This window comes from Desulfacinum hydrothermale DSM 13146 (assembly GCF_900176285.1).
Classification (GTDB): Bacteria; Desulfobacterota; Syntrophobacteria; order Syntrophobacterales; family DSM-9756; genus Desulfacinum; species Desulfacinum hydrothermale.
The window spans coordinates 1-23,620 of the sequence record NZ_FWXF01000006.1; the positions used below are offsets into that span (position 1 = coordinate 1).

General features: G+C 61.6%; 16 protein-coding genes. 10 read left to right on the forward strand and 6 right to left on the reverse strand.

Going from position 1 to position 23,620, the window contains the following annotated elements:
* On the reverse strand, window positions 1-290 hold a 290-nt coding region (locus B9A12_RS06770), incomplete at its 3' end, for an FAD-dependent oxidoreductase (RefSeq protein ID WP_170920405.1).
* Between the two features lie 596 nt (window positions 291-886).
* Between B9A12_RS06770 and B9A12_RS06775 the strand changes: the two genes are divergently transcribed.
* The 5 genes from B9A12_RS06775 (at window position 887) to B9A12_RS06795 (ending at window position 9,914) form a co-directional block, all read left to right on the forward strand.
* Complete coding sequence (locus B9A12_RS06775) at window positions 887-1,990, forward strand: ABC transporter substrate-binding protein (protein ID WP_170920406.1); 1,104 nt, start codon at window positions 887-889, stop codon at window positions 1,988-1,990.
* Complete coding sequence (locus B9A12_RS06780) at window positions 1,987-5,319, forward strand: hybrid sensor histidine kinase/response regulator (protein WP_170920407.1); 3,333 nt, start codon at window positions 1,987-1,989, stop codon at window positions 5,317-5,319. Before B9A12_RS06775 ends, B9A12_RS06780 begins: the two co-directional genes overlap by 4 nt.
* Window positions 5,320-5,441: 122 nt before the next feature.
* The gene (gene tkt, locus B9A12_RS06785; protein ID WP_084057139.1) at window positions 5,442-7,427 is read left to right on the forward strand and encodes a transketolase; all 1,986 of its coding nucleotides are present in this window, start codon (window positions 5,442-5,444) and stop codon (window positions 7,425-7,427) included.
* Window positions 7,428-7,517: 90 nt separating this feature from the next.
* Window positions 7,518-8,294, forward strand: coding sequence for a DUF3047 domain-containing protein (locus B9A12_RS06790; protein WP_084057140.1), 777 nt, complete (start codon window positions 7,518-7,520; stop codon window positions 8,292-8,294).
* A 426-nt stretch (window positions 8,295-8,720) separates the two neighbouring features.
* Window positions 8,721-9,914, forward strand: a complete 1,194-nt coding sequence (locus tag B9A12_RS06795; protein WP_084057141.1) for a trans-sulfuration enzyme family protein — start codon at window positions 8,721-8,723, stop codon at window positions 9,912-9,914.
* A 273-nt stretch (window positions 9,915-10,187) separates the two neighbouring features.
* Here the strand turns inward: B9A12_RS06795 and B9A12_RS06800 are convergent, their stop codons facing one another.
* From B9A12_RS06800 to B9A12_RS06820, 5 genes are all read right to left on the reverse strand, one after another.
* A complete protein-coding gene (locus B9A12_RS06800; protein WP_084057142.1) occupies window positions 10,188-12,080 on the reverse strand; it encodes a SurA N-terminal domain-containing protein in 1,893 nt (630 codons plus the stop codon).
* Between the two features lie 81 nt (window positions 12,081-12,161).
* On the reverse strand, window positions 12,162-12,416 hold the full coding sequence (locus tag B9A12_RS06805; protein ID WP_170920408.1) for a PLDc N-terminal domain-containing protein: 255 nt from the start codon (window positions 12,414-12,416) through the stop codon (window positions 12,162-12,164).
* Window positions 12,417-12,519: 103 nt separating this feature from the next.
* On the reverse strand, window positions 12,520-14,247 hold the full coding sequence (locus tag B9A12_RS06810) for a GTPase (protein ID WP_084057144.1): 1,728 nt from the start codon (window positions 14,245-14,247) through the stop codon (window positions 12,520-12,522).
* Window positions 14,234-16,024, reverse strand: coding sequence for a GTPase family protein (locus B9A12_RS06815; RefSeq protein WP_084057145.1), 1,791 nt, complete (start codon window positions 16,022-16,024; stop codon window positions 14,234-14,236). The genes B9A12_RS06810 and B9A12_RS06815 overlap by 14 nt, the downstream gene beginning before the upstream one ends.
* Window positions 15,996-16,988 (reverse strand): DUF4126 domain-containing protein, encoded by a 993-nt coding sequence (locus B9A12_RS06820; RefSeq protein ID WP_170920409.1) that lies wholly within the window; start codon window positions 16,986-16,988, stop codon window positions 15,996-15,998. The genes B9A12_RS06815 and B9A12_RS06820 overlap by 29 nt, the downstream gene beginning before the upstream one ends.
* 213 nt (window positions 16,989-17,201) lie before the next feature.
* Here B9A12_RS06820 and B9A12_RS06825 point away from each other — a divergent pair, with 213 nt between their 5' ends.
* From B9A12_RS06825 to metG, 5 genes are all read left to right on the forward strand, one after another.
* Complete coding sequence (locus tag B9A12_RS06825; RefSeq protein ID WP_084057147.1) at window positions 17,202-18,305, forward strand: 3'-5' exoribonuclease YhaM family protein; 1,104 nt, start codon at window positions 17,202-17,204, stop codon at window positions 18,303-18,305.
* Between the two features lie 91 nt (window positions 18,306-18,396).
* Window positions 18,397-19,059, forward strand: a complete 663-nt coding sequence (gene tmk, locus B9A12_RS06830) for a dTMP kinase (RefSeq protein WP_084057148.1) — start codon at window positions 18,397-18,399, stop codon at window positions 19,057-19,059.
* On the forward strand, window positions 19,056-20,096 hold the full coding sequence (gene holB / locus B9A12_RS06835; protein WP_084057149.1) for a DNA polymerase III subunit delta': 1,041 nt from the start codon (window positions 19,056-19,058) through the stop codon (window positions 20,094-20,096). Before tmk ends, holB begins: the two co-directional genes overlap by 4 nt.
* On the forward strand, window positions 20,041-21,027 hold the full coding sequence (locus B9A12_RS06840) for a PSP1 domain-containing protein (RefSeq protein WP_084057150.1): 987 nt from the start codon (window positions 20,041-20,043) through the stop codon (window positions 21,025-21,027). The genes holB and B9A12_RS06840 overlap by 56 nt, the downstream gene beginning before the upstream one ends.
* Window positions 21,028-21,043: 16 nt before the next feature.
* A complete protein-coding gene (gene metG / locus B9A12_RS06845) occupies window positions 21,044-22,978 on the forward strand; it encodes a methionine--tRNA ligase (RefSeq protein ID WP_084057151.1) in 1,935 nt (644 codons plus the stop codon).
* The last annotated feature ends 642 nt before the right edge of the window (window positions 22,979-23,620 follow it).

The following is a 23,620-nucleotide window of genomic DNA, read 5'->3' on the forward strand; positions in this document are numbered from 1 at the left end:
AAGTTTCCGGGCTCCCCGCTCACCGCTTCCACTTCGCTCAACGTCAACAACTCGATGTTCAGATGCCGGCCGACCTCGACCAGTTTGGGCGAGATGATTCACATGGCGCAGTCGTTGGTGGGAAAGGTCTTGTCCAGCTGGGCCATGGCCCCGCCGATGGACGGCTCTTTTTCCACCAGATAGACGTAATAGCCCATCTCCGCCAGATCCAGCGCCGACTGCATCCCCGCAATCCCGCCACCCGCCACCAGGACCGATCCGACGGGATTTCTGCTATCGTTTGAATGCATGACGATTCTCCCTGCTCACCTCATGTTCAATGGGATGTGCCAATATGTGCATCTCGGTACAAGTCCAGCCACAAAAAAACCCGACTTCCACGGGAATCCGACGGCACGACGGTCAAATTTTCCGCACTCCCCTTGTTCGCCTCCGGTTTATAAAGTACCTGGGACTCGGGAGTCAAGGCAGAGCGCACCCCGATGCGATCTCCGAAGGGCTGCGGGAAAACCACTGGGTCCAAGCGGAATCATTCCGGCCCCTTATGACTCTTGTCTCGCGGATCGCCTGGCACAAGCAATCCCCTCAAGGGGCTGTGTGAGAATTCAAAGAGCACCAAAGGGTCCGGTGAAATTTCAACCAGTTAGAAACCTCCCGAAAGGCTGAAGGCCCCTTGTCAGACAGCTTCCTGGGTGCCCATCACTCCCCCACCAAGGACGGGGAACCTGGGGGTTCTCGGACAAACTCCTCAAGTGTTGCGCCTCTCTAGACGATAGGTATAAAGAAGTGTGAGCAGGAAGGTTGTGCAAAGTTCTTCCACCAGGCGCGACGAAAGGGGAAATGATTGCGGTTCATGGGCCGGGCTGCGGTGCTCACGAAAGTCCTGATGGCGGTACTTTTGCTTTTGGTTTCGGCATGTGGACAAGAACCCATAAGGATCGGCGTCTCGGGACAGCTGAGCGGAGTCTATTCGGACTTTGCCGTCCAAGGGCGCAACGGTGCGCGCCTGGCCGTTGAAGAGATCAACGCCAGGGGGGGTATCGGCGGACATCGGCTGGAGCTCGTGACCGCCGACGACGGCGGAACGCCGCAGGGCGCCGTGGAGGCGGACCGCCGGCTCATGGGCCGGGGGGTCGTGGCCATCATCGGCCACATGACCAGTGACCGGTGCCTTGCCGCCTTGGCCAATCTTCAGGGGGTAGGGGTCCCCATGATCTCCCCCACCGCCTCCTCCCCGCAACTCAGCGGCAAGCGGGACCTCTTTTTTCGCGTGCAGCCCTCCATCGAAAAGGTCCCCCAGATGCTGGCGCACACTTTGGCCGAACATCGTCCCTTTGCCAAAGTGTGCACCGTTCGTGATCGCAGGGAAGCAAACTATACGGGTCCTTGGGAGGAGGCGTTCGCCCGAGCCTACCGGTCCTCAGGGGGGTCTTTTCTGTGCCGCCTCACCTATTCTCGATTGGACCAATCGAACATGGAAAGGATTTCCGAGAGCCTGAGCTCGTCCCGCCCCGATGCGGTGGTCCTGGTGAGCAGCGCCCAGGACGCCGCCCGATTGGCCGGCCTCGTCCTGCGTTGTTGTCCGAACACACTGATCTACGCCGCCAGTTGGGCCCAGACGGACGACCTCCTGACCCACAGGAAAGAAGGCGTGGAACAGATCCGCATCGCCACGGATATCCTTCCCCTGGATGCCAGCGACGCCCTGCGCCGGTTCGCGTGGAACTATCGAAAGCGTTACGGCGTTCCGCCCTCCTTCGCCGCCGTTCGAAGCTACGAAGCCGTGCGTCTGCTGGCCGCCGCGCTCTCTCGGGTGGGAAACGCCTTGGATCGCCTCCCCCAAACCCTGACCCGCCTGGGCCCCGTCCCCGGCCTCTATGGCCCCATTGAGCTGGATTCCTTCGGGGACGCCGTGGGCACCCTCTACGTGGTGGGCGTACGCTCGGGGAAATTCGTGGTGCTGGAGCAACTCGGGAGAAAAGAGTCTTGAAGCAGTATCCTCCACTAAGGACCGTGGTTCATCGTTTCTTTGTCACACGTCTGGTCATTCCGGTCGTGGTGTTCGCCTTTTTTGCCTCCCTGGCGGGTGTTGCCTTGAGAACCCAACAGATCTACCAGGCCCATCATCGGTTCGCCAAAGGCATGGACCACGCCCTCAGTTTCTGGATGTCTCAGGCGCACCGGACTTTGCGGGAGCTGGCCTGGATGCGGGAAGATTCTTCAACGGAGCCGACGATCCAGGAAATGAGCGCCAGGGATTTTTACCGGATCGTCTTCACCAAGGCCGGGAACCTGGCCGCCCCCTACCCCGTGGAGGAGGCCACGGCCCAGGAAGTCCTGAAGATCCCCTTGTCTCTCTTTCCAGATAGGTACGAATGGCCGGCCGTCTCCGTTCCCTATTACAGCAGGGAACACGAAGCCCTCACCGTGGGCGTGCTGGTCCGCGCCGATCATTGGGTGGCCTTCGGCGAGCTGAAGCTGGACCTCTTCTACCGGCTCATCTCCGGCTTTCTTCGCCAAGAGCCTGGCAAGCAGGTGATCATCACCGACCGCTACGGCAACGTGATCTATCACCCCCATGAGCGCCGGATTCGAGAAAGGGAGAACCTGGCCCATGAGCCACTCATCCAAAAGGCCCTCCGGCATGCCCAACCCATGGAACTCCTTGGAAAGCTTGACGGATCCTGGGTTTTTGCCAACAGCTGGCGCGTGGACCCGTGGGGCTGGGTGATCTTCGTCGTTCAGCCCTTGGTCCCCGCTGTAGCGCCCGTGGTGGCCATGAGCGTCACGGCGACCGCCTTGATTCTTTTGATGGCGGCCCTGCTTACGTGGCGATTCCGGGTCGGCCTGCAGGCCGCTGTGATTGAACCGATCACCTCCTTCGGCAAGACCGTGGATGCTTTGACCATGGGCCGGCCGGATCGCAGCCCCCCCGAGGAATCCGGCCCCCCGACTTTTCTCGAGCTTGCAAGGCTCCGGGAGCAATTCCGAACGATGAGCGAAACACTGCGCACTCGGGAAGAGACCCTTCGGGCCCAAAGGCGAGAGCTGGACCGCATCCTGGATTCCATCAGCAACGGGGTGATCGTGACAGACACCCAGGGCAGGATCCTTCGAATGAACACGGCCGCCCAGGACCTGACCGGCTGCAACAGGCTTCAGTGTCTGGGCAAAACGGTGGAGCGCATCTTCTCCAGGGTCCATCCTCAGGAACGGATGGCCTTGACGGATGCCATGGACCAGGTTCTTTCCACCGGGCGGGTATCGCGCCTGAGTCGCCCCCTTCAGATCGAGAATCCGGAAGGCGGCCTCTACTCTTTGGCGGTTCGTGCCGCTCCCCTTCGCGACGAAGCCGGAAACGTCTTGGGTATCGTCACGGTGTTTTCCGACGTGACGGAGTTGGAGGAAAGCCGCCGGGATTTGGCCGAAAGTGAAGAGAAGTTTCGGACCTTGGCCCAGATGAGCCCCGTGGCGGTGCTCTTGTACCAGGACGACAAGTGGGTTTACGCCAATCCCGTATCGGAGGCCATCACAGGATACAAGGCAGAAGAATTGATGGGGCAGAACTTTTGGGACGTGGTGCATCCCGACTTCCAGGACGTCGTTCGCCGGCGCGGGCGCAGGCGCCAACTAGGCCGGAACGACGCTCCCAACTACGAGCTGAAGATCGTCACCAAAACGGGAGAGGAAAAGTGGTGCTATCTCCGGGGCGGGACCACTTCGTTCCGGGGCCGCCCGGCAGGCATCATCGCCGTCATGGACATCACGGAGCTCAAGGAAGCCCAGCAGGCCCTGGCGGAAAGCGAGCGAAAATACCGCGAGATCCTGGACAGCATGGAAGACGCCTACATGGAACTGGATCAGCGGGGCGTCGCCACCTTTTATAACCCGGCCTTGTTGCGCCTGTTGGAGTGCAAACCGGAAGATCTCCGAAACAAGACCTATGATGATTTTGCGGACCCCAGCAACGCCCGAAAGATGGAGCAATTCTTCAAGGACGTGGCGCGTCAAGGAAGAACCCGCTCGCTCCAAGACTTCTTGATCCGAGATACCAAGGGGCACCAGAAGATCGTCGAGGTCTCCGCCGGCGTACGCCGCGACGACCAGGGCCGGATCCTGGGCCTGCGGGTCCTGGCCCGGGACGTGACCGAAAAGACCCGTGCGGAAGAAAAGAGCCGTTCCCTGGAAAAGATGCTCATCCAGGCGCAAAAGATGGAATCCCTGGGCACCCTGGCCAGCGGAGTGGCCCATGAGTTCAACAATCTGCTCCAGGCCATGAGCGGGTACCTGGAGCTGATCATCAAGACCACCCCGTCGGAAGATCCCCGCAGGAAGTGGGTGGATCGCGTCCACGAGGCCACCCAAAAGGCGGGAGATCTGGTCAAGCGGCTCTTGGCCTTCGCGCGTCCCAACGAGCCGCATCTGGAACCCGTCCGCATGCACCGCGTTATCGAAGAAACCCTGCTCATCCTGGAACGCAGCATCCCGCGTATGATCGAGCTGCGCAAGGAACTGGACCCGAACGTGCTGCCCATCCTGGCCGACAGGCTCCAACTGGAGCAGGTCATCATCAACCTGGTGGCCAACAGCCGGGACGCCATGCCGCCGGAAAAGCCGGGCGCCATCACGATCCGCACCCAAGAGATCTCCGGAAAAGATGGAACCCCCTGGGTTCAGATCTCCGTCTCGGACACGGGTGCGGGGATTCCCCGGGAGATTCAAGACCGCATCTTCGATCCTTTCTTCACCACCAAGGAACCCGGCAAGGGAACAGGGCTGGGCCTCAGCACGGTCTATGGCATCATCCGCGGCCATGGGGGCACGATCCAGTACACCAGCACCCCAGGGGAAGGGACCACCTTCACCATTCGGCTGCCCGGGCGCCGGCTGCCGCTTCAGGAAGAAGCAGGGACAGGCGGGGAAGGCGAAGAGCAGCAGCCGCCCTCCGGATTCCAGCCTGATCGAGCAACCATCTTGGTGGTGGACGATGAGGAACCCCTTCTGGATTTTGTTCAAGCCGGCCTGGAAATGGAAAACTACCAGGTGCTGACGGCTACCTCCGGAGAAAAGGCGCTGGAGATCCTCAGCCGAAGCAACGGGGCGATCCAGTGGGTTCTACTCGATCTCAATATGCCCGGCATGGGTGGGCGGCGGTGCTTGGAGGAGATCCGGACCCGCTACCCCCACATCAAGATCCTTGTGGCCAGCGGCTATTCCGTCCACAGCCTGGACGAACCATTGGAAAGGTACGGGGTGAGAGCGTTTTTGCAAAAGCCGTATCGTTTTGCGGAACTTCTGGCGGCCCTCCAACGGTCGTGATGCCGCCGGCCCATGGTTGCCCTTGACATTGAAGCCAAGCTGAGGCACCTGTGCCTGGAATCGCCGGTACCCATGGAAGGGGGTGGAAAACCCCCATTTCATTTTTCCAAAGGAGCCTTTCAATGAACGGACCCGCACCCACATTGGACGAACGCTGCATCACGACCATCCGCCTGCTTGCCGTGGACATGGTGGAACAGGCCAAATCAGGCCACCCCGGCCTGCCGCTGGGCGCCGCGCCCATGGCATACGCCCTGTGGAGCCGACATCTTCGCCACAACCCGGCCGATCCCGCCTGGCCCAACCGCGATCGGTTCATTCTTTCCGCCGGTCACGGATCGGCCCTGTTGTACGCCTTGCTCCATCTGACGGGCTACGACCTGTCTTTGGACGAATTGAAAAATTTCCGCCAGTGGGGAAGTAAAACGCCGGGCCATCCCGAATTCGGCCTCACCCCGGGAGTGGAATGTACCACCGGCCCCTTGGGGCAGGGATTCGCCATGGGGGTGGGCATGGCCATCGCCGAAAGGTGGCTGGCCGCTCGATTCAACCGCCCCGATTTTCCCGTGATCGATCATTACACCTATGCGCTCGTTTCCGACGGCGACCTGATGGAAGGGGTGGCCTGCGAAGCGGCTTCCCTGGCCGGGCATCTCAAGCTGGGAAAACTCATCTACCTCTACGACGACAACCGCATCACCATCGAGGGAAACACCTCCCTGGCCTTCACCGAAGACGTGGCCAAGCGCTTCGAATCCTACGGATGGCACATCCAGCGAGTGGAAGACGGAAACGACGTGGAGGCCGTCAGCCGGGCCATTGAAAACGCGCAGGCGGAGACCCAGCGGCCTTCGCTCATCCTCGTGCGAACGGTGATCGGCTACGGCAGTCCCAAGCAGGACAGCCCCTCCTGTCACGGTGAGCCCCTGGGCCCCGACGCCACCCGAGAGACCAAGGCGTGCTTCGGCTGGCCGGCCGACGCCGCCTTCCACGTTCCCGACGACGTCCGCCAGTCCATGGGCCGAGCCGTGGAGGCGGGCAAGAGAGAACAGGAAGCGTGGCACAAGCTCCTGGAAGGCTACCGACAGGCTTACCCCCAGGAGGCCGCCCTCCTGGATGCTTATCTCAGCGGCACCCTCCCCAGCGGCTGGACGGACGCGTTGCCGGATTTCGACCCGGCGGAAGGCGCCTTGGCCACCCGAGCCGCATCCGGCAAGGTATTGAACGCCCTGGCCCCGGTGGTCACCAATCTCATGGGAGGATCCGCCGATCTTGCCCCATCCAACAAGACCATGATCGCTGACGGCGGGGATCGCAACCTGCACTTCGGTGTGCGCGAACACGCCATGGGCGCCATTCTCAACGGCATGGCGCTGCACGGCGGAGTGCGCCCCTACGGCGGGACGTTTCTGGTTTTCGCCGATTACATGAGGCCGGCCATCCGCCTGGCGGCCCTCATGGGCACCCGGGTGATCTACATCTTCACCCACGACAGCATCGGCGTGGGAGAAGACGGGCCCACCCATCAGCCCATCGAACAACTGGCTTCGCTGCGGGTCATCCCCAACCTCACCGTCCTGCGCCCGGCGGACGCCAAGGAAACGGCGGCCGCGTGGAAAAGGGCCCTGGAAAGTGACGGGCCCGTGGCCCTGGCCCTCACACGCCAGAAAGTCCCCGTTTTGAGCGCCCCCATGGACCGGATCCAACAAGGCGTTGAAAAGGGCGCCTACGTGGTGGCGGAAAGCGACAGCGCCCCCCGACTGATCCTCATGGCCACCGGTTCGGAAGTGCACCTGGCGCTGGCCGCCCGAGAGATCCTGGAAACGGAGAAGGGCGTTCCCACCCGGGTCGTCTCCATGCCAAGCTGGGAGCTTTTCGCCGCCCAGCCCCAAGCCTACCGCGACAGTGTGTTGCCGCCGCAGATTCGAGCCCGGGTGGCCGTGGAAGCCGGCACCTCCCTGGGATGGCACCAGTGGGTGGGGGATGCCGGGGCGGTCATGGGGATCGACCGGTTCGGTGCCAGTGCCCCCGGCGGCGAGGTGATGAACCGCTTGGGATTGACCGTGGAGAACGTGGTGGATACGGCACTGCGCGTGCTGAACGCCTGACCTTGCCCCCCTCGAGCGGCGGCGGGCCCGTGGCCCCGCCGCCCTCCCCACGCACAAGGTTTTTTTCAGCTCGCTGATAGGGTGCACCTGATGACCGTTTCCGGAACCCGCCGTGGAATCAGGCCCCGATGGGGCCTTTTTTTCGCAGCAGTGGTACTCTCTTGGGCGCTCATGGCCCTTCCTGCCCGGAGCGCCCGCCCCGTTACGGAAACGAGGGCCTTCCGGGAAACCTTCCAGACCCTGGCCCAGTGGGAACCCCTCTTCTTTCCCAAGATCAAACAACACACCCGCTACCGCATCGAAGACGAAGGCGGAAACCGCGTTCTGCGGGCGGACGCCCACGCTTCGGCCTCCGCCCTGGTGCATCAAAAGGTCTTTTCCGTCCGCGATTTTCCATGGATCCGGTGGCGGTGGAAGATCCAAAAGGTCCTGGCCCGCGGAAACGCCGCCTCCAAGGCCGGAGACGACTACCCGATCCGGATCTACGTGATCTTCCACTACGATCCCCGCCAAGCCAGCTTCGGTCAGAGGATCAAGTACGGAGCGGCCAAGGCCCTCTACGGGCGCTACCCCCCGCACAGCACCCTGAACTACATTTGGGCCAACCGGAGACATTCGTCCCGGGTCCTGCCCAACACGTACACCGATCGCGCCATGATGTTCCTCCTGGAACACGGCAACGCCAAGGCTGGCACCTGGGTGACGGAAGAAAGGAACATCCTGGACGATTATCGAAAGGCTTTCGGAGAGGATCCGCCGGATACGGCTTCGGTGGCCGTCATGGCCGATACCGATAACACGGGGGAGACGGCCGTGGCGTGGGTGGACGATCTGGTGGTGTTTCGAAAGGACCCAGACGCAAACTAGGGGACCAACGTCCCCTGTCGGCCCAGGGTCAGTGGGCCATGCACCCGGCTTCTCTTTTGACAGCCGTAACGATTCCGGCGATGCCAAGTGCGGCCCAGGGCGTTTTCACAGACCCAGAGCCCTCATCTTTCCCACGAAAGGGCTCCCCTGGGAAAGGCCAGGCACTTTGGGAACTTTTTTCAAACTGACGCGTAGGAGCTTTTCCGACAACGCCCAGGTTGCGGACGGAGGCTCGGGGCCACCAGGCGGGCCCGTGCGGTCGGCCTGGCGTTTCAGCACTAGGAGCGGGTTCTGAACCCGCCCCCACAAGGCTGTCTAAAAATTCAAAAAACACCACGGGGCCGGTGGGATTTCAACGGGTCCGAAAGGCCCAAAAGGCCGAGAGGCCATTGTCAAACAGCCCACTAGAAAGGAAGTGAATACGGCATGCAACCTTCAAACGGCCAACAGAAGACGACGGGCTTTTCCACACGAGCGGTCCACGCAGGCAACGTGGACGACGTGATGACGGGCGGAGTGAACACTCCCATCTTTCCCTCCTCCGCCTACCGGGTCCCCGGCCCGCTGGGCAAGGTGGTCTATCCGCGTTACCAGAACATCCCCACCCAGGAAGCGGTGGCCCAAAAGATCGCCGCACTGGAAGGCGGCGAATGTGCTCTGGTGGTCTCGTCCGGCATGGCGGCCATCAGCAGCGTGTTCCTGGCCTTCTGCGGCCCCGGCGACCATGTGGTCCTGCAACGGGACCTCTATGGCGGCACGCACCATCTGGCCGCCAAGGAACTTCCTCGGCTGGGAATCGAGGTCACCTGGGTCCCATCCCAAGACCCGGAAGATTTCGAGGCCGCCCTGCGACCCAACACCCGGATCCTCTACCTGGAAACACCGTCCAACCCCCTGATGAAGCTTCTGGACCTGCAGGCCCTGGCCGCCATCGCCCGGCGGCACGGGGTTCTGAGCGCGGTGGACAACACCTTCGCCACGCCCATCAACCAAAACCCCTTGGCGCTTGGGATCGATTTGGTGATCCACAGTGCCACCAAGTATCTGAACGGACACAGCGACCTGTGCTGCGGGGCCATCGTCGCCCGGCGGGAACTCATGGATCGGATCCACGGGGTGGCGGCCGCTTACGGACCCAGCCTGAGCCCCTACGACTGTTACCTGCTGGAGCGGGGCATGAAGACGCTGGCCGTCCGCATGCGCCAGCACAACGAAAACGGGGCCAGAATCGCCGCCTTTCTGGACGCTCATCCCCAGGTGCGACGGGTTTACTACCCGGGCCTGCCCACCCACCCCGGCCATGCCATCGCCGCCCGCCAGATGCGGGCCTTCGGCGCCATGCTATCCGTGAAATTGGACTGTGACGCCGCGCAGGCACAGACGGTCATGGAACGCCTGCAGTTCTTCAAACCGGCGGTGAGCCTGGGCGGAGTGGAATCCCTGGCCTGTTTTCCTGCACAGACCTCGCACGCTCCCCTGAGCCCCGAAGAGCGGCGGGCGCTGGGAATCTCCGATTCCCTCATCCGCCTGTCCGTGGGCATCGAGGACCCGGAAGATCTCATGGCGGACCTGGACCAGGCCCTGTCGGCAATCACAGAGCACCGTGGCAACGACGCCTGAAAGTCGGGGTGATCTGGGATCTGAGATGAGGTAGGAGCCGTTCCGTGAAGAACGCCCAGATTGCTCCCTTCTTGTGGGACGGAAGGTTGTAGGGCGGAAGGTTTGGCGTGGCCAGGCGGGTGCGCGCTGTGGGCTTGGTCTTGCGGGGGGCGGGATCCGAACCCGCCCCCACCAGGCTCTCTGAGACAACTCCAAATCACCCATTGGGGTCAAAGCAATCTCGGACGCTTGGCGTACCCAACATGGCCAAGATCGGCATTCGCGGGAAAGCGCTTAGATCTCCTGCAGGATCTCCACGTCCGCTTCCCGTCGCTTTTTGGAAAGCCAGGCCTGCCAGAGCTGGTTTTGCTTGGTCTGGAGGAGTTGAGCGCGAACAGCCTGACGGTCTTTTTCCATCTTTTCCGGAGACGGGTCGCGGCGATCCAGCAGCCGACAGACCAGGAACTTACCCTGCCAAGGCACCGGCTCTTTGGTGAGGGGCTGGTCTTTCGTCAGCCGGAAAACGGCTTCGGCAGCCTCTCCCCAGAGCATCAGGTCTTTGTCCGGCTCGCTTCGGGAAAACCATCCGCTCTGGGCAACCGAGAGGCCCTTTTCTTTGGCCGCCTTTTCCAGGTCACCGGCCGTGGCAGCCGCCTCCAACAGTTCCTTGGCCGATTTTTCCGCCTCCCGGCGCGCCTGATCCGCCTTGAAATCCGAAAGGACCCGATGCCGAACCTGCTCGAAGGGCGGCACTTCGGGCGCCTTGATCCCCTTCACCTGCGCCACCAGATAGCCGTTTCGGTACTCGATCACGTTGCTGATCTGGTCCTGGTCCAGAGCGAAAAACTCTTTCATGGCCTTGGGCGCCCGGCCCACCTTGGGCAGGGGCTCCGTTGCGGCAAACCATTGGGGGGGTGCCTGCGCGGACAGCTTCATGCGCTGGGCGGCCTTGGTCACGTCCCCGTCGGCAAAGGCCGCATCGGCAAAATCCCGGGCCCTTTCGTAGGCGATGTCCCGCGCCTTCTCGCGCTTCAAGGTGAGCTCGATTTGGGCCCTGGCCTTCTCGAAGGGGATCGTCTCCTCCGGCCGCACATCTTCGGACTTGATGATGTGATAACCGAAACGGGTCCGCACCAGATCGCTGATCTCCCCGGGCTTCAGGGCAAAGGCCGCGTCGGTGAAGGCCGGGACCATCTGGTCCTTTTTGAAGTAGCCCAGGTCTCCCCCTTGAGAGGCGCTGGGCCCCTGGGAATATTGCTCGGCCAGCCGGGCGAAATCTTCTCCCTTGCGCGCCTTGGCCAGCACATCGCGGGCCTGGGATTCCACCTTCTTCACCTCGTCTTCCGGAGCGTTTTCATCGAGGCGGAAAAGGATATGGCGGGCCCGCACCTGCTTTTCCCGATGGAACTCTTCCGGATGGTCTTCGTAATAGGCCTTGAGCTCTTCTTCGCTCACACTCACGTCCTTGGTGTAGTCGTCGATTGGGAAGGCCACCCACGCCAATTGTCGCTTTTCGGGCTCCTTGTACGTGTCCTTGTTCTTTTGGAAGTAGTCCTTGGCCGCCGCCTCATCCACCCGCACCTTCTTTTCGAACGCCTTGGGATCCAGGGTCACATAGGCCACTCGAATCTGGGAATGGGCATGACGGAGGACGGCCTCCACCTCGGCGTCACTCACCACCGCCTGCCGCTTCACGAAGGATTCCACCTTCCGGAGCATCAGGTCCTGAGCCAGCTGCTGTTCGAAAATTTCGGGCGTCATGCGATTCTGCCGCAACACCCGCACGTAGAGCTGCTGGTCGAAGCGCCCGTTTCGCTGGAAGACCGGATAGCTCAAGATTTCCCGTTGCAGTTCTTCCGCCGTGGTTTCCAGCCCCAGCTTGCGGGCGGCTTGAGCGATCAGGACCCGGTCGATGAGCAGGTCCATGGCCTGCCTTTTTGCATCGAGTTGTTTCAAGAGGTCCTGGTTCAGCTTATTTCCAAAACGCTGCCGATAGACGTTCAGCAACTGGTCGTAGGCCCGGTTGTAATCCGCGTAGGTAATGAACACGTCCCCCACCCGTGCGAGACGGGAGGCCTTCCGGGACTGATAGGAATAGCCGCCCCAGAAGATGAAGACGATGACGATGGCAAATAGAGCGACCTTGATGAGCCAACTGGTTGCATGTTGACGAAAGATGGCGAGCATGGGATTGTTTCCTCCGGTTTTTCTCCCTTTTCAGCGTTTAGAGCCCTATCGAGCACGCTTACATGACGCGCAAGGATTCCGTCAAGAACGGTCCTCCCGGGTGCCTTCCGGACCGGCCTTTGATGGCGGGCCGCCCCATTCGGGGGCCAGCACGGTATGGCGCCGCTCCAGCAGCAAGTAGAGCAGGGCGCCCACGCACGGAAAGGTGGCCGCCACGGCAAACCAAACGATCTTGCGGCGACGGCTTGGAAAGCGGCGTTTGGGGATCTCCTGAATCGCCCAAAAGGTGGGCACCAGGGGCAGGACAAAGAGGACGGCCAAAACAAGAATCTTCAAAGGCATCTTTTATTCAAGGTCCTTCCGGTGGGGATTTTCCGTTGTTCGCAGCAAAGGGCGGGTTCCAAACCCGTCCCTTGCTGTCACTTCCTGGCATGCACCGTCAGGGGGCATCGGCATCCGCCAGGAACGCCTCCAGCCTCTTGAGGCGGCTTTCCACGTCTTCGCGCCATTCGCGGAGCGCTTCTTGGGCAAGGCGCCCCTGCTCCGCCCACGCCTCTTCCAGGGCGTGTTGGAGCGAATCTATAATCCCTTGCGCCCGAGCCCGCAAGAATTTCCTGTATCCTTTGTAAAATCGAAGCCCCGAAAGGAATTGGACCACGGCGTAACTTCCCAACGCGGCAAGACCCCGGGGACTGAAAAGGGTGTCCACCACCGCCACCACGACCCCTGCGGCGGCGGCCCACCCCGGACCCATCAAAAAGGTCCGCCAGGCCGCCTCCCCTCCCAAGGCGAAGAGGAGGAACACCATCCAGACCCAACTCACCGCCTTCTGCTTGAATCGAAACAGGCGCGCAGGACCCTGACGCCCCTGGAAGCAACAGGCCGCTCGGATCGTCTCCGCAACCCGAGCGCAGGGCGGCCTCGAGCCCGTACGATCGGCCCATTGCACGCATTCCGATCGCAGGGAGACTTCCAAGGCGAGGGCAGCCGTCCGGTTCAGCACATGGTCTGCAAACCATCGCCACTGCTCCCGGCATCGGTCTTGGGCGCGTCGGACCAGGTCTTCCACGTCCAGATCGCCCCCAGACGGTGATGAACCGCCGGAACCGCCCAGCCGGCGGGCCATCCAACCGGCCACAGCGGTCGGCCCGCTCAGGTCTTCAGCGTTTTCCAGCCATCCGGCCACCGATTCCACCACCCGGGGTGACCACCAGGACCGCCACACCGCCTGGCCGGAGCGGTCCCACATCTGCACCAGCTCGCTTGCCTCCCTTTCCAGTTCACTGACCACGCGCCACAGGCGCCGGAACTGCTCCACCCCCTTGTTCATCCTTTGCAGAACGCTTCGGACCTCCGCATCCAGATTGGATTCCTTGATGGCGCGAATTTCCTTGGCATCCCGCTGCTGCAGAACGGATCTTTTGAGAAAGGAAAACTGGTTCCAGGAAGAGGCCTTGCCCTGGTCCAAAACCTCCCGGGCCGACACGGCGTAGATCACGGGCTCACTGCCGGTGGTCTGTGTCAGCAGATCCCGAAAGGAATGAAAGACCCGGTCCAGATTTTCGTGGGCCCGCCCCGGATTGGATCCGACCAGGAAGGTGTCCGCCTTGTTCAGCACAAAGGCGTAATTTTCCTTTGCCTTGGGAACCTCCCGGAGGAAATCATAGAAGCGCTTGTCCGCGTACTTTTCCGGTGTGGTAACCCAGAGCACCAGATCCAGATGTTCGAGGAAATCCCGGACCCGTTGCCGGTGTTGCCCCACCAGGCTGTCAAAATCCGGCAGATCGCACATGATCACGTGCCGCACGCTGTCCTGACGGTGCGTCACCTCCTGGATCGGCACGTCCGCCCGGCGAATCCGCCGGGGCAGTTGGCACTCTTCATGCCTATAGATGAGAACACGGTCCGTATGGGGTCGGCGGTGGCTGACCGAAGCGATCGGTGCACCGGCCAGGGCATTCATGAGGCTGGACTTGCCCACGCCGGTTCCGCCCAGCAGGCCGATGAAAAGGATCCGGTCCTCCAGGCTTTTCAGTCTGTCCTGGAGGGCTTGCAACTGGACGGCCAGCTCCTGGACTTCCTCCTCGCCCAAGGGCAAGAGCCCTTGGAAATGGAGCAAATCCTTCGCTTCGTCCAGCATCCGCTCCAACTGCTCAGCTCGAGGCATCCCCTTCCTTTCCCCGCTGCCCGTCACGCCCCATGCCCTGGGCGGCCAGGCGCTCCACCCATTGGACACGCTCCGGATCGGGGCTGACTTCGTCCAGGCAGCCCACAAAGCGCCTGTATTGCTCGTCGATCACGGCCACCAGGCCGGCTTGGTAACGATGGGCCAGTTCCCTGGCGATCCGTTGGATCTCCCGATAAGCAAAGAGTTCCATGGCCCCCTGGGTCACATAAGGGGCGATGGCAGCGTCCAGTACGGCATCCACCATGGTGAAGCCGCCCCCCAAGACCGTCTCCAGGCTGACGATCAATAGACCCCACACCACGGAGGTGGAATAGATCCCCCATTCTTTTCCCTTGGGAAGTCCCTTGGCCAGATCGGAAAAGACCGCCTGCAACCAGTCCATGAGCTTTTCCTGCTCCCGATCCACAAAATCCACCACTTCCTGGGGCTGGAGCACGGCACCCCGCTCCAAGAGGGTACTATAAAGCCGGCTCTCTTCCTTTCCATGGAGCGACTCCTCCAGCACCCGGCGGGAAAATCTTTGAACGGCGGCCTGGATGCCCTCCACGTGGATCTTCTCTTTGACGCGCTCCAGGGATTCCCGTCTTCCCGCATTGGGCGCCTCCTTGAGGATTCCCAGCAGGCGCAGGGGAGCCGTCAGGGTCTGGGAGATCCATCGCCGGGGTTTGGCCAAGGGGTCGTACCTGGAAAAGAGCGAACGGATTTCCGCCTGCAGATACGCGCGGGTCTCCGCCGTGAAGTATTTTTCCTGATCGGCGATCACATCTTCTTGGGCTTCCCGCCGGTATTGCTCCACCGTCTCCTTCCACCGCCGGGCCTCCCGAGCCTCTTCTTCCAGAACATCCCTCACCGCCTGCATCTCCAGGCGGATCCTATTTTCAAGGCGGGTCAAGGAGCGTTCACGCAGTCTGCTTCCCGCCGACCCTTCCACCCCTTCCAGCAGGCGGGAACGGAAAGCCTGGAACGAGGCCTCTGCGGGCAGTTCGTCCACGGGATCGCCGGTCAAGAAAGGCAGGAGAACCGCCCGCTGCGGTTCCGCCCCCAGACCGTCCCCCTGGAAAATCTCCAAGACGTCTTGAGATCTCAGCTCCGGGCCTGCCTTGTTGCAGACCAGATGGACCTCGGCTCCTTGTCGGAGGGCTTCTTTGAGCATGCGAGCCGGCACATCGTCCGCGTACTTTTCCGGACTGGTCACGAAGACCACCCCATCGGCCAGGAGGAAAAATTGCTCCGCCAAAAGGCGGTTGGCTTCCTCCACGCTGTCCAGATCGGGAGTGTCCACGAAGATCACCGACACCCACTCATCTTTTTCGTGCAAACGCACATGGAAGACACCGGGCTGTCCAATAAGCGGCGCGCTGTCACTTTCTGAGCCGAAATGGCACTCAACCCGTTCATCCTGGAAAGGAAGATCCAGATCCGACGAGATCCGCACGTGGGCATACCCCACAGCCCCCGCCGTCTTGGGCCGCTCCACCCCCGTCTCGCTCACGCGTTCGCCGCACACTGCATCGAACAGCGTGGATTTTCCCGTTCCCGTCCCCCCCATGAAGAGCACCCAAAGCCATGGATGGGCGGCCTTATGGGCCAGGACCGCGGCGCGCAGAGCCGCCTGTCGGCACAAGGCAGGAAGCTCCCGCCGCCCCCTGTCGGTGAAGCCGGGAACCCGCAGCTCACGGATCCCTTCTTCCCAGGGAGGATCGGTCAGGAAGGGCCCTTCCGTGATCTCAGTGGTCGATTTTTTCGTTTGGCTCATGCCATTCCATCCATGGGGCAGGCAGGGTGTTTGCCATCCGGGAGTACAAGGAAAGGATCCAGGTTTCGCCGCTTCCCGCGACCACCAGTTTGCTCAGGAGCCGTCCCGGATAGAGGCGCACCCGATGCATGTTTTGCCGTGGCATAGATTTGTTTTGCCACCGAAAAAGGCGGCGATAATAGATGCGAAGGGCCAGGGAGGTGAGCACCACGTGCACACGGCAGGCCCGGGGAACTCCGGGCACCCGGGACGCATAGGCGGGTCCCGCCCAGTGCACCTCTTCGGCGTCCGCCGCTTCCCCGGAATAGATGCGGTCGATGTGATAGGGAAGTGAGGGTGCCCCGGCCGATGCCCCGCCGGATCCGAAAGCCGAAAAGATGCGATGAAAGAAAGCCTTCACCAGCATGACCAGGTGGCGCGCCAGCATGGGGAAAAACACGAGCAAGAGCACCAGGAGCACGATGGTGGTGAAAAACGTCCAGCGCGGGTGGGCCAGGCTCACGTAGGCATAACCCACCGCAAAGATGTCCTCCCCGACGCTCAGGGCCATGTTGGAAAAGGGCTCCGGGCTGGCCTGCACCAGCAGGCGGGTTCCCGCCTTGGTCATGTGCGCCGCCGAAGCCAGGCTGGCGCCCAGCATGAAGACGATCACCTCCAGGGCGGGCGAGGCCTGACCCACCTGCATGAGGGCCAGCATGGCGCCGCCCAAGGGCCGGACGATGGTGTGCAGGGTATCCCACAGGGTGTCCAGGCCGGGGATCTTGTCCACCACGAATTCGATGACGTAGAGAAAAAGGGCGACGAAGATGACGGCGTCATTGGCCAATACCTGCAGTTCCGGCGGGAGTCCCTGGACCAGGCCGTGTTTGATGCAAAGGCCCACCACGGCCACGGTGGCGTAAAGGTTCACGCCGCTTACGAAAGACAAGCCCAGCAACGACCCCAATTGCGCGATAATCTCCATGGCATGCATCCTTTCCCGACACAGGGGCAAGATCCCTCCCAAGCCTTGCCCCATCCTATCCGTCGTTTCTGTGGGACGCAATCGCTTCCCGAAACCTTTCTTCCCAATTCCCGGTAACTTCTGTAGTATGCCCCCGAACCAGAAGGGCACAAGGGCCCTCCTTGCGAAAAAGGAAAGGGAGACGCAGACGGGAACGAGCAGGCAGAAGAGAGTATGGACGCCAGAAAATCCAAGACGAGCGAGAAAAAGGACCGCACCTTCATCGCCGATCTCAAGCCCAACCAAGACATCGTTGGAACCTTTGCCGTAGCCTCCAAGGAACTGCGAACCGCCAAGAACGGCATGCCGTACCTCACCCTCACCCTGCAAGACAAGACCGGCCAGGTCACGGGGCGGATCTGGAATGGGGCGGAAGAGGCCGCCTCGCGGATCGCCTCCCAGTGTGTGGTCCGCTTGCAAGGACGCACGGAAACCTTCCGCGATGTCCTGCAGATCAACATTCAGCGGCTGGAAACGATGGCGCCGGAGCACATCGATCTGGAAGACTTCCTGCCGGCCTATCCCGGTGACGCCGCGGCCCTATGGCAAGAATTCGTCTCCAAGCTGGCGACCGTCCAGCAAAAGCCCCTGAAGGAACTGGTCCGGCTCTTCCTGGCCGATAACGCCCTGATGACCGCCTTCCGGAAGGCTCCCGCCGCCAAGAATTTTCACCACGCCTACCTGGGTGGACTCCTGGAACACACAACGTCGGTGATGGAATTGGTGAGCCTGGTGGCCGGACGCTACGCCACGCTGGATCGCGAGCTGCTGCTGGTGGGAGCCTTCCTTCACGATATCGGAAAGGTGTACGAATTCCGTTGGGATATGGCCATTGACTATTCGGACGTGGGGCGTTTGGTGGGCCACATGGTATTGGGCGTGGAGATCCTTGAAAAGAAGCTGAGCCTTTGCAAGGATTTTCCCCAGGAAACCGCCGTGCTCCTCAAACACCTCATCCTGAGCCATCACGGGCAGGCGGAATACGGGGCCGTCCAGCCACCCATGACCCGCGAGGCCTTCGTGCTGCATCTGGCGGACGATCTGGACGCCAAGATGAACAATCTGGACCGGATCCTGGAGCAGGCCGCAGGAGACGAATCCCGCTGGACCTCCTATCAGAAGTCCTATGCGCGCTTCTTTTACAAAGGGGGCGCCTGCGGGGAGGAGACGGCGTCCGACGAATCAGTTGACACCCACGGCGGCCCCTGCCGCCAGCTCAATCTCTTTTCCATGATGGCCGAAAAGCGCCAGGAGGGGCGCGAACGAAGCGGCCCGTGACCCGCATGGCCGGCACAGTCCCTGCCACGGGAAAAGCTCCGGGCAGGACGCGCCCTGGCCGGAAGGCGACACGGACACGGGGGAAACCCGGATGATCCAGGCGGGAGAATCGAACGGAGACAAGCCCTTGTTTTTGAGCGTGGAAGGAATCGACGGATCGGGCAAGACCACGGTGGTGGATTTCGCCGTGCGCTGGCTGGAAGAACGCCACATTCCTTGCCGCCGCGTGCGCGAACCCGGCACCACCAAGGTGGGCGAGCAACTGCGCTCCATCCTCCTGGATTCCCGACAGAAAGCCATCCACCCCTGGACGGAAGTGCTGCTCTATCTGGCCAGCCAGAACCAGCAGGCACACGAAGTGATCCGCCCGGCCCTGGAGGACGGGACCTGGGTGGTGGCGGACCGGTTTGTGGACGCCACTTTGGCCTACCAAGGGTGGGGCCGCGGTCTGGACATGGGTGCCATCGAGGCAGTCCAGTGGAAGATCCTGGAGGGTTTTCGTCCCCACAAAACCCTGCTTCTGGACTGCCCCGTGGAGGTGGCCCTGCAGCGGCGCCTGGGCCGGTCGGGAACGCCGGACCGGCTGGAAGCCGAATCCACAGCGTTCCACCAACGCGTGCGCCAAGGCTACCTGGCCCTGGCGCGCCGGGAGCCCGACCGGTTCCTGGTCCTGGATGCCTCCAAGCCCCTTCACCAGGTTCTCAATCACGTGCAGCGCACCCTGGAGGGCATGGGGACGGGAAGAAAGCCATGAGTCTGGATTCCGTGGCCGGGCAGACCCGAGCCAAGAGATTCCTTGCGCACCTGCTGAGAACCGGAAACCTCCCCCATGCCCTGCTTTTGAGCGGCATGGAAGGAATCGGCAAGGGCCGGCTGGCTCTGGAACTGGCCAAGGGGCTCAACTGCCGCGTTCCACCTGCATCCGAGACGGGCGCCTTGGCCTGCGGCGCCTGTGAGGCGTGTGACAAGATCGCCAGGCGCGTCCACCCGGACGTGGTCTGGGTGGAACGGGAAGGGACCACCATCAAACTGGCCCGGATCAAAGAGGTGAGGGAACGCTGCCGGGTCCGTCCTTTCGAGGGCGCTTTCCGGGTCACAATCATCCAGGACGCCCAGGCCCTGACGGAAGAGGCCGGCAACGCCCTGCTCAAGATCCTGGAAGAGCCGCCGCCGCGAAACGTCTTCATTCTGCTGGCCTTGGACGCCCAGATGCTCCTGCCCACTCTGGTGTCGCGATGCTGCCACGTGCGCTGCCAGCCCCTCGAAGATGAACAGGTGCGGGACCTGGTCATGGACCGGTGGCACCTGTCCAAAACCCAGGCGGAACAGGTGGCCCGGCTTTCCTTCGGGAGCCTGGAATGGGCCCGAGCCTGGGCGGAAGGAGACCGCGTGGAACGATGCCGGCAGGTGATTCAGCGGCTCCTGGACCACGCCCAGGGGCCCATCCTGGAACTCTTTCTGGACACCGCCCAGTGGGTCAAGGAAAGTGAAGACTTGGAACAGGACCTGGAATGTATTAAGTTCTGGGTGCGGGAAAGCCTGATGCAGCACTTGGGAATGACTGAAAAAACGGCCTTCCAGGAACTGGACGCATCGAAAGCGAGAGCCGTTCAAGATCCCGAGACACTGCTCAAGATCTACCAAGTGGTCGAAAACGCCGTGCAGCACCTTCGAGCTCATGCCAACAAACAGCTGATCCTGGAAGGTGTCTGCCTGAAGATAAAGGAATGGTTGGATGGAGAAGGTCATCGGTATTCGTTTCCGGGATGGAGGCAAGATTTATCACTTTGATCCGGGTCCGCACCCTGTCCAGAAGGGCGATTATGTGGTGGTGAACACCGAGCAGGGCAAAGGTCTGGGCGAGGTGGTGGAGGGCCCCTTCCCCAAGAACCCGGACGTACACCCCAAGGAGATCAAGCCCATCGAGCGGCCGGCGCAGCCGGTGGAAATCGAAAGGCATTTCGAAAATCTGCGTTTCGAGGAAGAAGCCGAAGCGTTTTGCCTGGAACGGATCCAGGCCCTGGGGCTCGCCATGAACCTGGTGGACGTGGAGTGCTTCTACGATCGGTCCAAGATCATCTTCTACTTTACGGCCGATGGGCGGGTGGACTTTCGGGAGCTGGTCAAGGACCTGGTGCGGCGGCTTCGCATGCGCGTGGAGCTCCGCCAGATCGGTGTGCGCAATCAGGCCAAGATGGTGGGTGGACTCGGCACCTGCGGGCGTCCCCTTTGCTGTGCCACGTTTCTACGCAACTTCCATCCCGTTTCCATCAAGATGGCCAAGGAACAGAACCTGAGCCTCAACCCATCCAAGATCTCCGGCGCCTGCGGGCGCCTCATGTGCTGCCTGCAATACGAGTACGACACCTACAAGTACTACAAGCAGGGCATGCCCAAGCTGGGTAAGAAGGTGGAGACCCCCCAGGGGCGGGGCAAGGTCATTCGCCAGAACGTGATCGATCGGATCGTCACGGTTCTGCTGGAAAGCGGGCAGGCCATCGACATCGAATATGGTCCTGTGTCGGAACATGGCGCCGCCCGCCCCTGCCAGGCGAACCTTTGCGAACGCCGGAACGACGCCGCCCCCTCCCAAAAAGGAAACGCCCAGGAAAAGCCCAAGCCGTCGGGCTCTGCCAAGCAGGATTCCGGGCAAAAACCCAGGAAGAAAAAGAGCCGGAGCGGCAGATCCAGGAAAAAGACGAAAAAGAAGAGAGCTGAGTGAGAAAGGATAGTGCGGCATGGACACACGGTTCTACATCACCACCCCCATCTATTACGTCAATGCGGAACCCCATATCGGACACGCCTACACCACCATCGTGGCGGACGTGATGAATCGCTTCCACCGCCTCATGGGCTATGAAACCTATTTCCTTACGGGCACCGACGAACACGGAGACAAGATCGTCCAGGCCGCCGAAGCCGCAGGAACGGACCCCCAAACCTACGTGGACCGCATCAGCCGGATGTTCCGCCACACCTGGCCCAAGCTCAATATCAGCAACGACCATTTCATCCGCACCACCGACCCCGCCCACATGAAGGTTGTCCAATACATCCTTCAGAAGGTCTACGACGCCGGGGACATCTATTTCGACACCTACAAGGGCCTTTACTGCATCGGCTGCGAACGCTTCTACACGGAAAAGGAGCTGGTGGACGGGAAATGTCCGGATCATGACAAGCCCCCGGTGGAACGGGAAGAGGCCAACTACTTCTTCCGAATGAGCAAGTACCAGGACTGGCTCATCGAGCACATTGAAAAACACCCCGATTTCATCCGCCCGGAACGCTACCGCAACGAAGTCCTGGCCTTTTTGAGGGAGCCGTTGGAGGATCTGTGCATCTCCCGGCCCAAGGAGCGGCTGAGCTGGGGGGTCCCCCTGCCGTTCGATGACCGGTATGTGACCTATGTGTGGTTCGATGCGCTGATCAATTATGTGTCCGCCCTGGGATATCCCGACGGGGAACTTTTCAGCACCTTCTGGCCCGTGGCCCAACACGTCATCGCCAAGGACATTCTGAAGCCCCACGGCATCTACTGGCCGACCATGCTGAAGGCGGCCGGTATCGAGCCTTACCGCCACTTGAACGTGCACGGCTATTGGAAGATCAACGAAGGCAAGATGAGCAAGAGCCGAGGAACGGTGGTCCGCCCCCTGGATCTGGCGCCCGTCTACGGCGTGGATGCCTTCCGCTACTTTCTCATGCGCGAAATGGTCTTCGGCCTGGACGCCAACTTCAGTGAGGAGGCCTTGATCCAGAGGCTCAATTCGGATCTGGCCAACGACCTGGGGAACCTCTTCAGCCGCACCCTGGCCATGACGGCCAAGTACTTCCAAGGCACGGTGCCCCCGTTCGGAAACCCAGTCCTGCCGGAAGACCAGGCCCTGGAGCGGCAGGTCCAGGATGCTGTCTCCGCCTATCGGGAGGAAATTCCCAAGTGGGCCTTCCACAAGGCCCTCATGGCCGTCTGGGAGATGATCAACGCTGCCAACAAATACATTGACCAGACCGGTCCCTGGGAGCTGGCCAAGGACCCCGACAAGAAGGGGCGGCTGCAGCGGGTCCTGCGCACTCTCCTGGAAGTGAACAAGACCACGGCCGTCCTCGTTGCTCCCTTCATGCCCCAAACGGCGGAAAAGATGCTGGAGCGGTTGGGAGTTCCCGTCAAGGCCCTGGATCTTCGTCTGGAGCGGGACGCCCGTTGGGGCAGTCTGGTGGAAGGGGAAAGGGTGCAAAAAGGCGCCGCCCTCTTCCCCCGCGTGGACATCAAGAAGTGGCAGCAAGAAAAGAACGCCGAGGAAAGGAAACGGAACGTGGAAAAGAGCGACGAAAGCCAAAAGACCTCCGATCTCATCACCTTTCAGGAGTTCCAGCGCCTGGACCTTCGGGCCGGTGTGGTCCTGGAAGCCGAGCGCATTCCCAAGTCCAAGAAGCTCTTGAAGCTCAAGGTGGACATCGGCGAGGAACGCCAGGTGGTGGCGGGCATCGCCGAACACTACGCCCCGGAGGATTTGGTGGGAAAGCAGGTGGTGGTGGTGGCCAATCTGAAACCGGCCAAGCTCATGGGCGTGGAGTCCCAGGGCATGATCCTGGCCGCCCACGACGGCGACGTGTTGAAGCTCGTCACAACGGACGCCCCCGTGATTCCGGGCGGCAAAGTGTCCTAAGCGCTTTTTCGAAAGAGTTTCCGCGACACCAGATCGTTCTGTGAATGCCGTCTTCAGGGGCGACCCACCGGGTCGCTCCTGAAAGACCAGCGCAAGATCCCGTCGCTCTCAGGCCGGCGGGATCCTCTGTCATCGCCCCCCAAGACACCCGGTCCCCACGAAAAAAAAGCCACCTGCTTATCCATTTTCAGACAGCCTTGTCGGGGCGGGTTCGAAACGCGCCCCTACTGCGGCACGGCCAGGCCGGGAGCATGTACCCACCCGGCAGCCCCAACCTTCCGTTCGCACCAGAAGGAAGCCGCCTGGGCGTTCTCGGACAACTTCCCAGGATTTCGCCTAAAAACGCCGGGGATGGGCGCGTTTTTCCGTGGCACGGCCCTTCAGGGCTGCCGAAGAGCTCCCGGAGGCGCCGCATATGCCCTCGGGGACTGTCTTCCCATGGGGTTGCGAGGGCCTTTTTCCGCCATCTGGAGCGGCCGACCCGCGGGCGCACAGGCTTTTGGTCCGCGGGAAGGCTCTTGCCATGTGCCAAAAATTGCGCCATAAAACAACAAATCGTTTTATAGGGCGCCTTTTCCATCAGGCAGACGGGCCTTCTCAGCCAGGCTCCGAAACAGCTTTTCCAGATTAGGTTTCAGCCGG

Coding starts and splice junctions, on each gene's coding strand:
- B9A12_RS06775 (WP_170920406.1), top strand. CDS start 887: ATGGCGGTACTTTTGCTTTTGGTTTCGGCATGTGGACAAGAACCCATA.
- tkt (WP_084057139.1), top strand. CDS start 5,442: ATGAACGGACCCGCACCCACATTGGACGAACGCTGCATCACGACCATC.
- B9A12_RS06790 (WP_084057140.1), top strand. CDS start 7,518: ATGACCGTTTCCGGAACCCGCCGTGGAATCAGGCCCCGATGGGGCCTT.
- B9A12_RS06795 (WP_084057141.1), top strand. CDS start 8,721: ATGCAACCTTCAAACGGCCAACAGAAGACGACGGGCTTTTCCACACGA.
- B9A12_RS06800 (WP_084057142.1), bottom strand. CDS start 12,080: ATGCTCGCCATCTTTCGTCAACATGCAACCAGTTGGCTCATCAAGGTC.
- B9A12_RS06810 (WP_084057144.1), bottom strand. CDS start 14,247: ATGCCTCGAGCTGAGCAGTTGGAGCGGATGCTGGACGAAGCGAAGGAT.
- B9A12_RS06815 (WP_084057145.1), bottom strand. CDS start 16,024: ATGAGCCAAACGAAAAAATCGACCACTGAGATCACGGAAGGGCCCTTC.
- B9A12_RS06820 (WP_170920409.1), bottom strand. CDS start 16,988: ATGGAGATTATCGCGCAATTGGGGTCGTTGCTGGGCTTGTCTTTCGTA.
- B9A12_RS06825 (WP_084057147.1), top strand. CDS start 17,202: ATGGACGCCAGAAAATCCAAGACGAGCGAGAAAAAGGACCGCACCTTC.
- tmk (WP_084057148.1), top strand. CDS start 18,397: ATGATCCAGGCGGGAGAATCGAACGGAGACAAGCCCTTGTTTTTGAGC.
- holB (WP_084057149.1), top strand. CDS start 19,056: ATGAGTCTGGATTCCGTGGCCGGGCAGACCCGAGCCAAGAGATTCCTT.
- B9A12_RS06840 (WP_084057150.1), top strand. CDS start 20,041: ATGGAGAAGGTCATCGGTATTCGTTTCCGGGATGGAGGCAAGATTTAT.
- metG (WP_084057151.1), top strand. CDS start 21,044: ATGGACACACGGTTCTACATCACCACCCCCATCTATTACGTCAATGCG.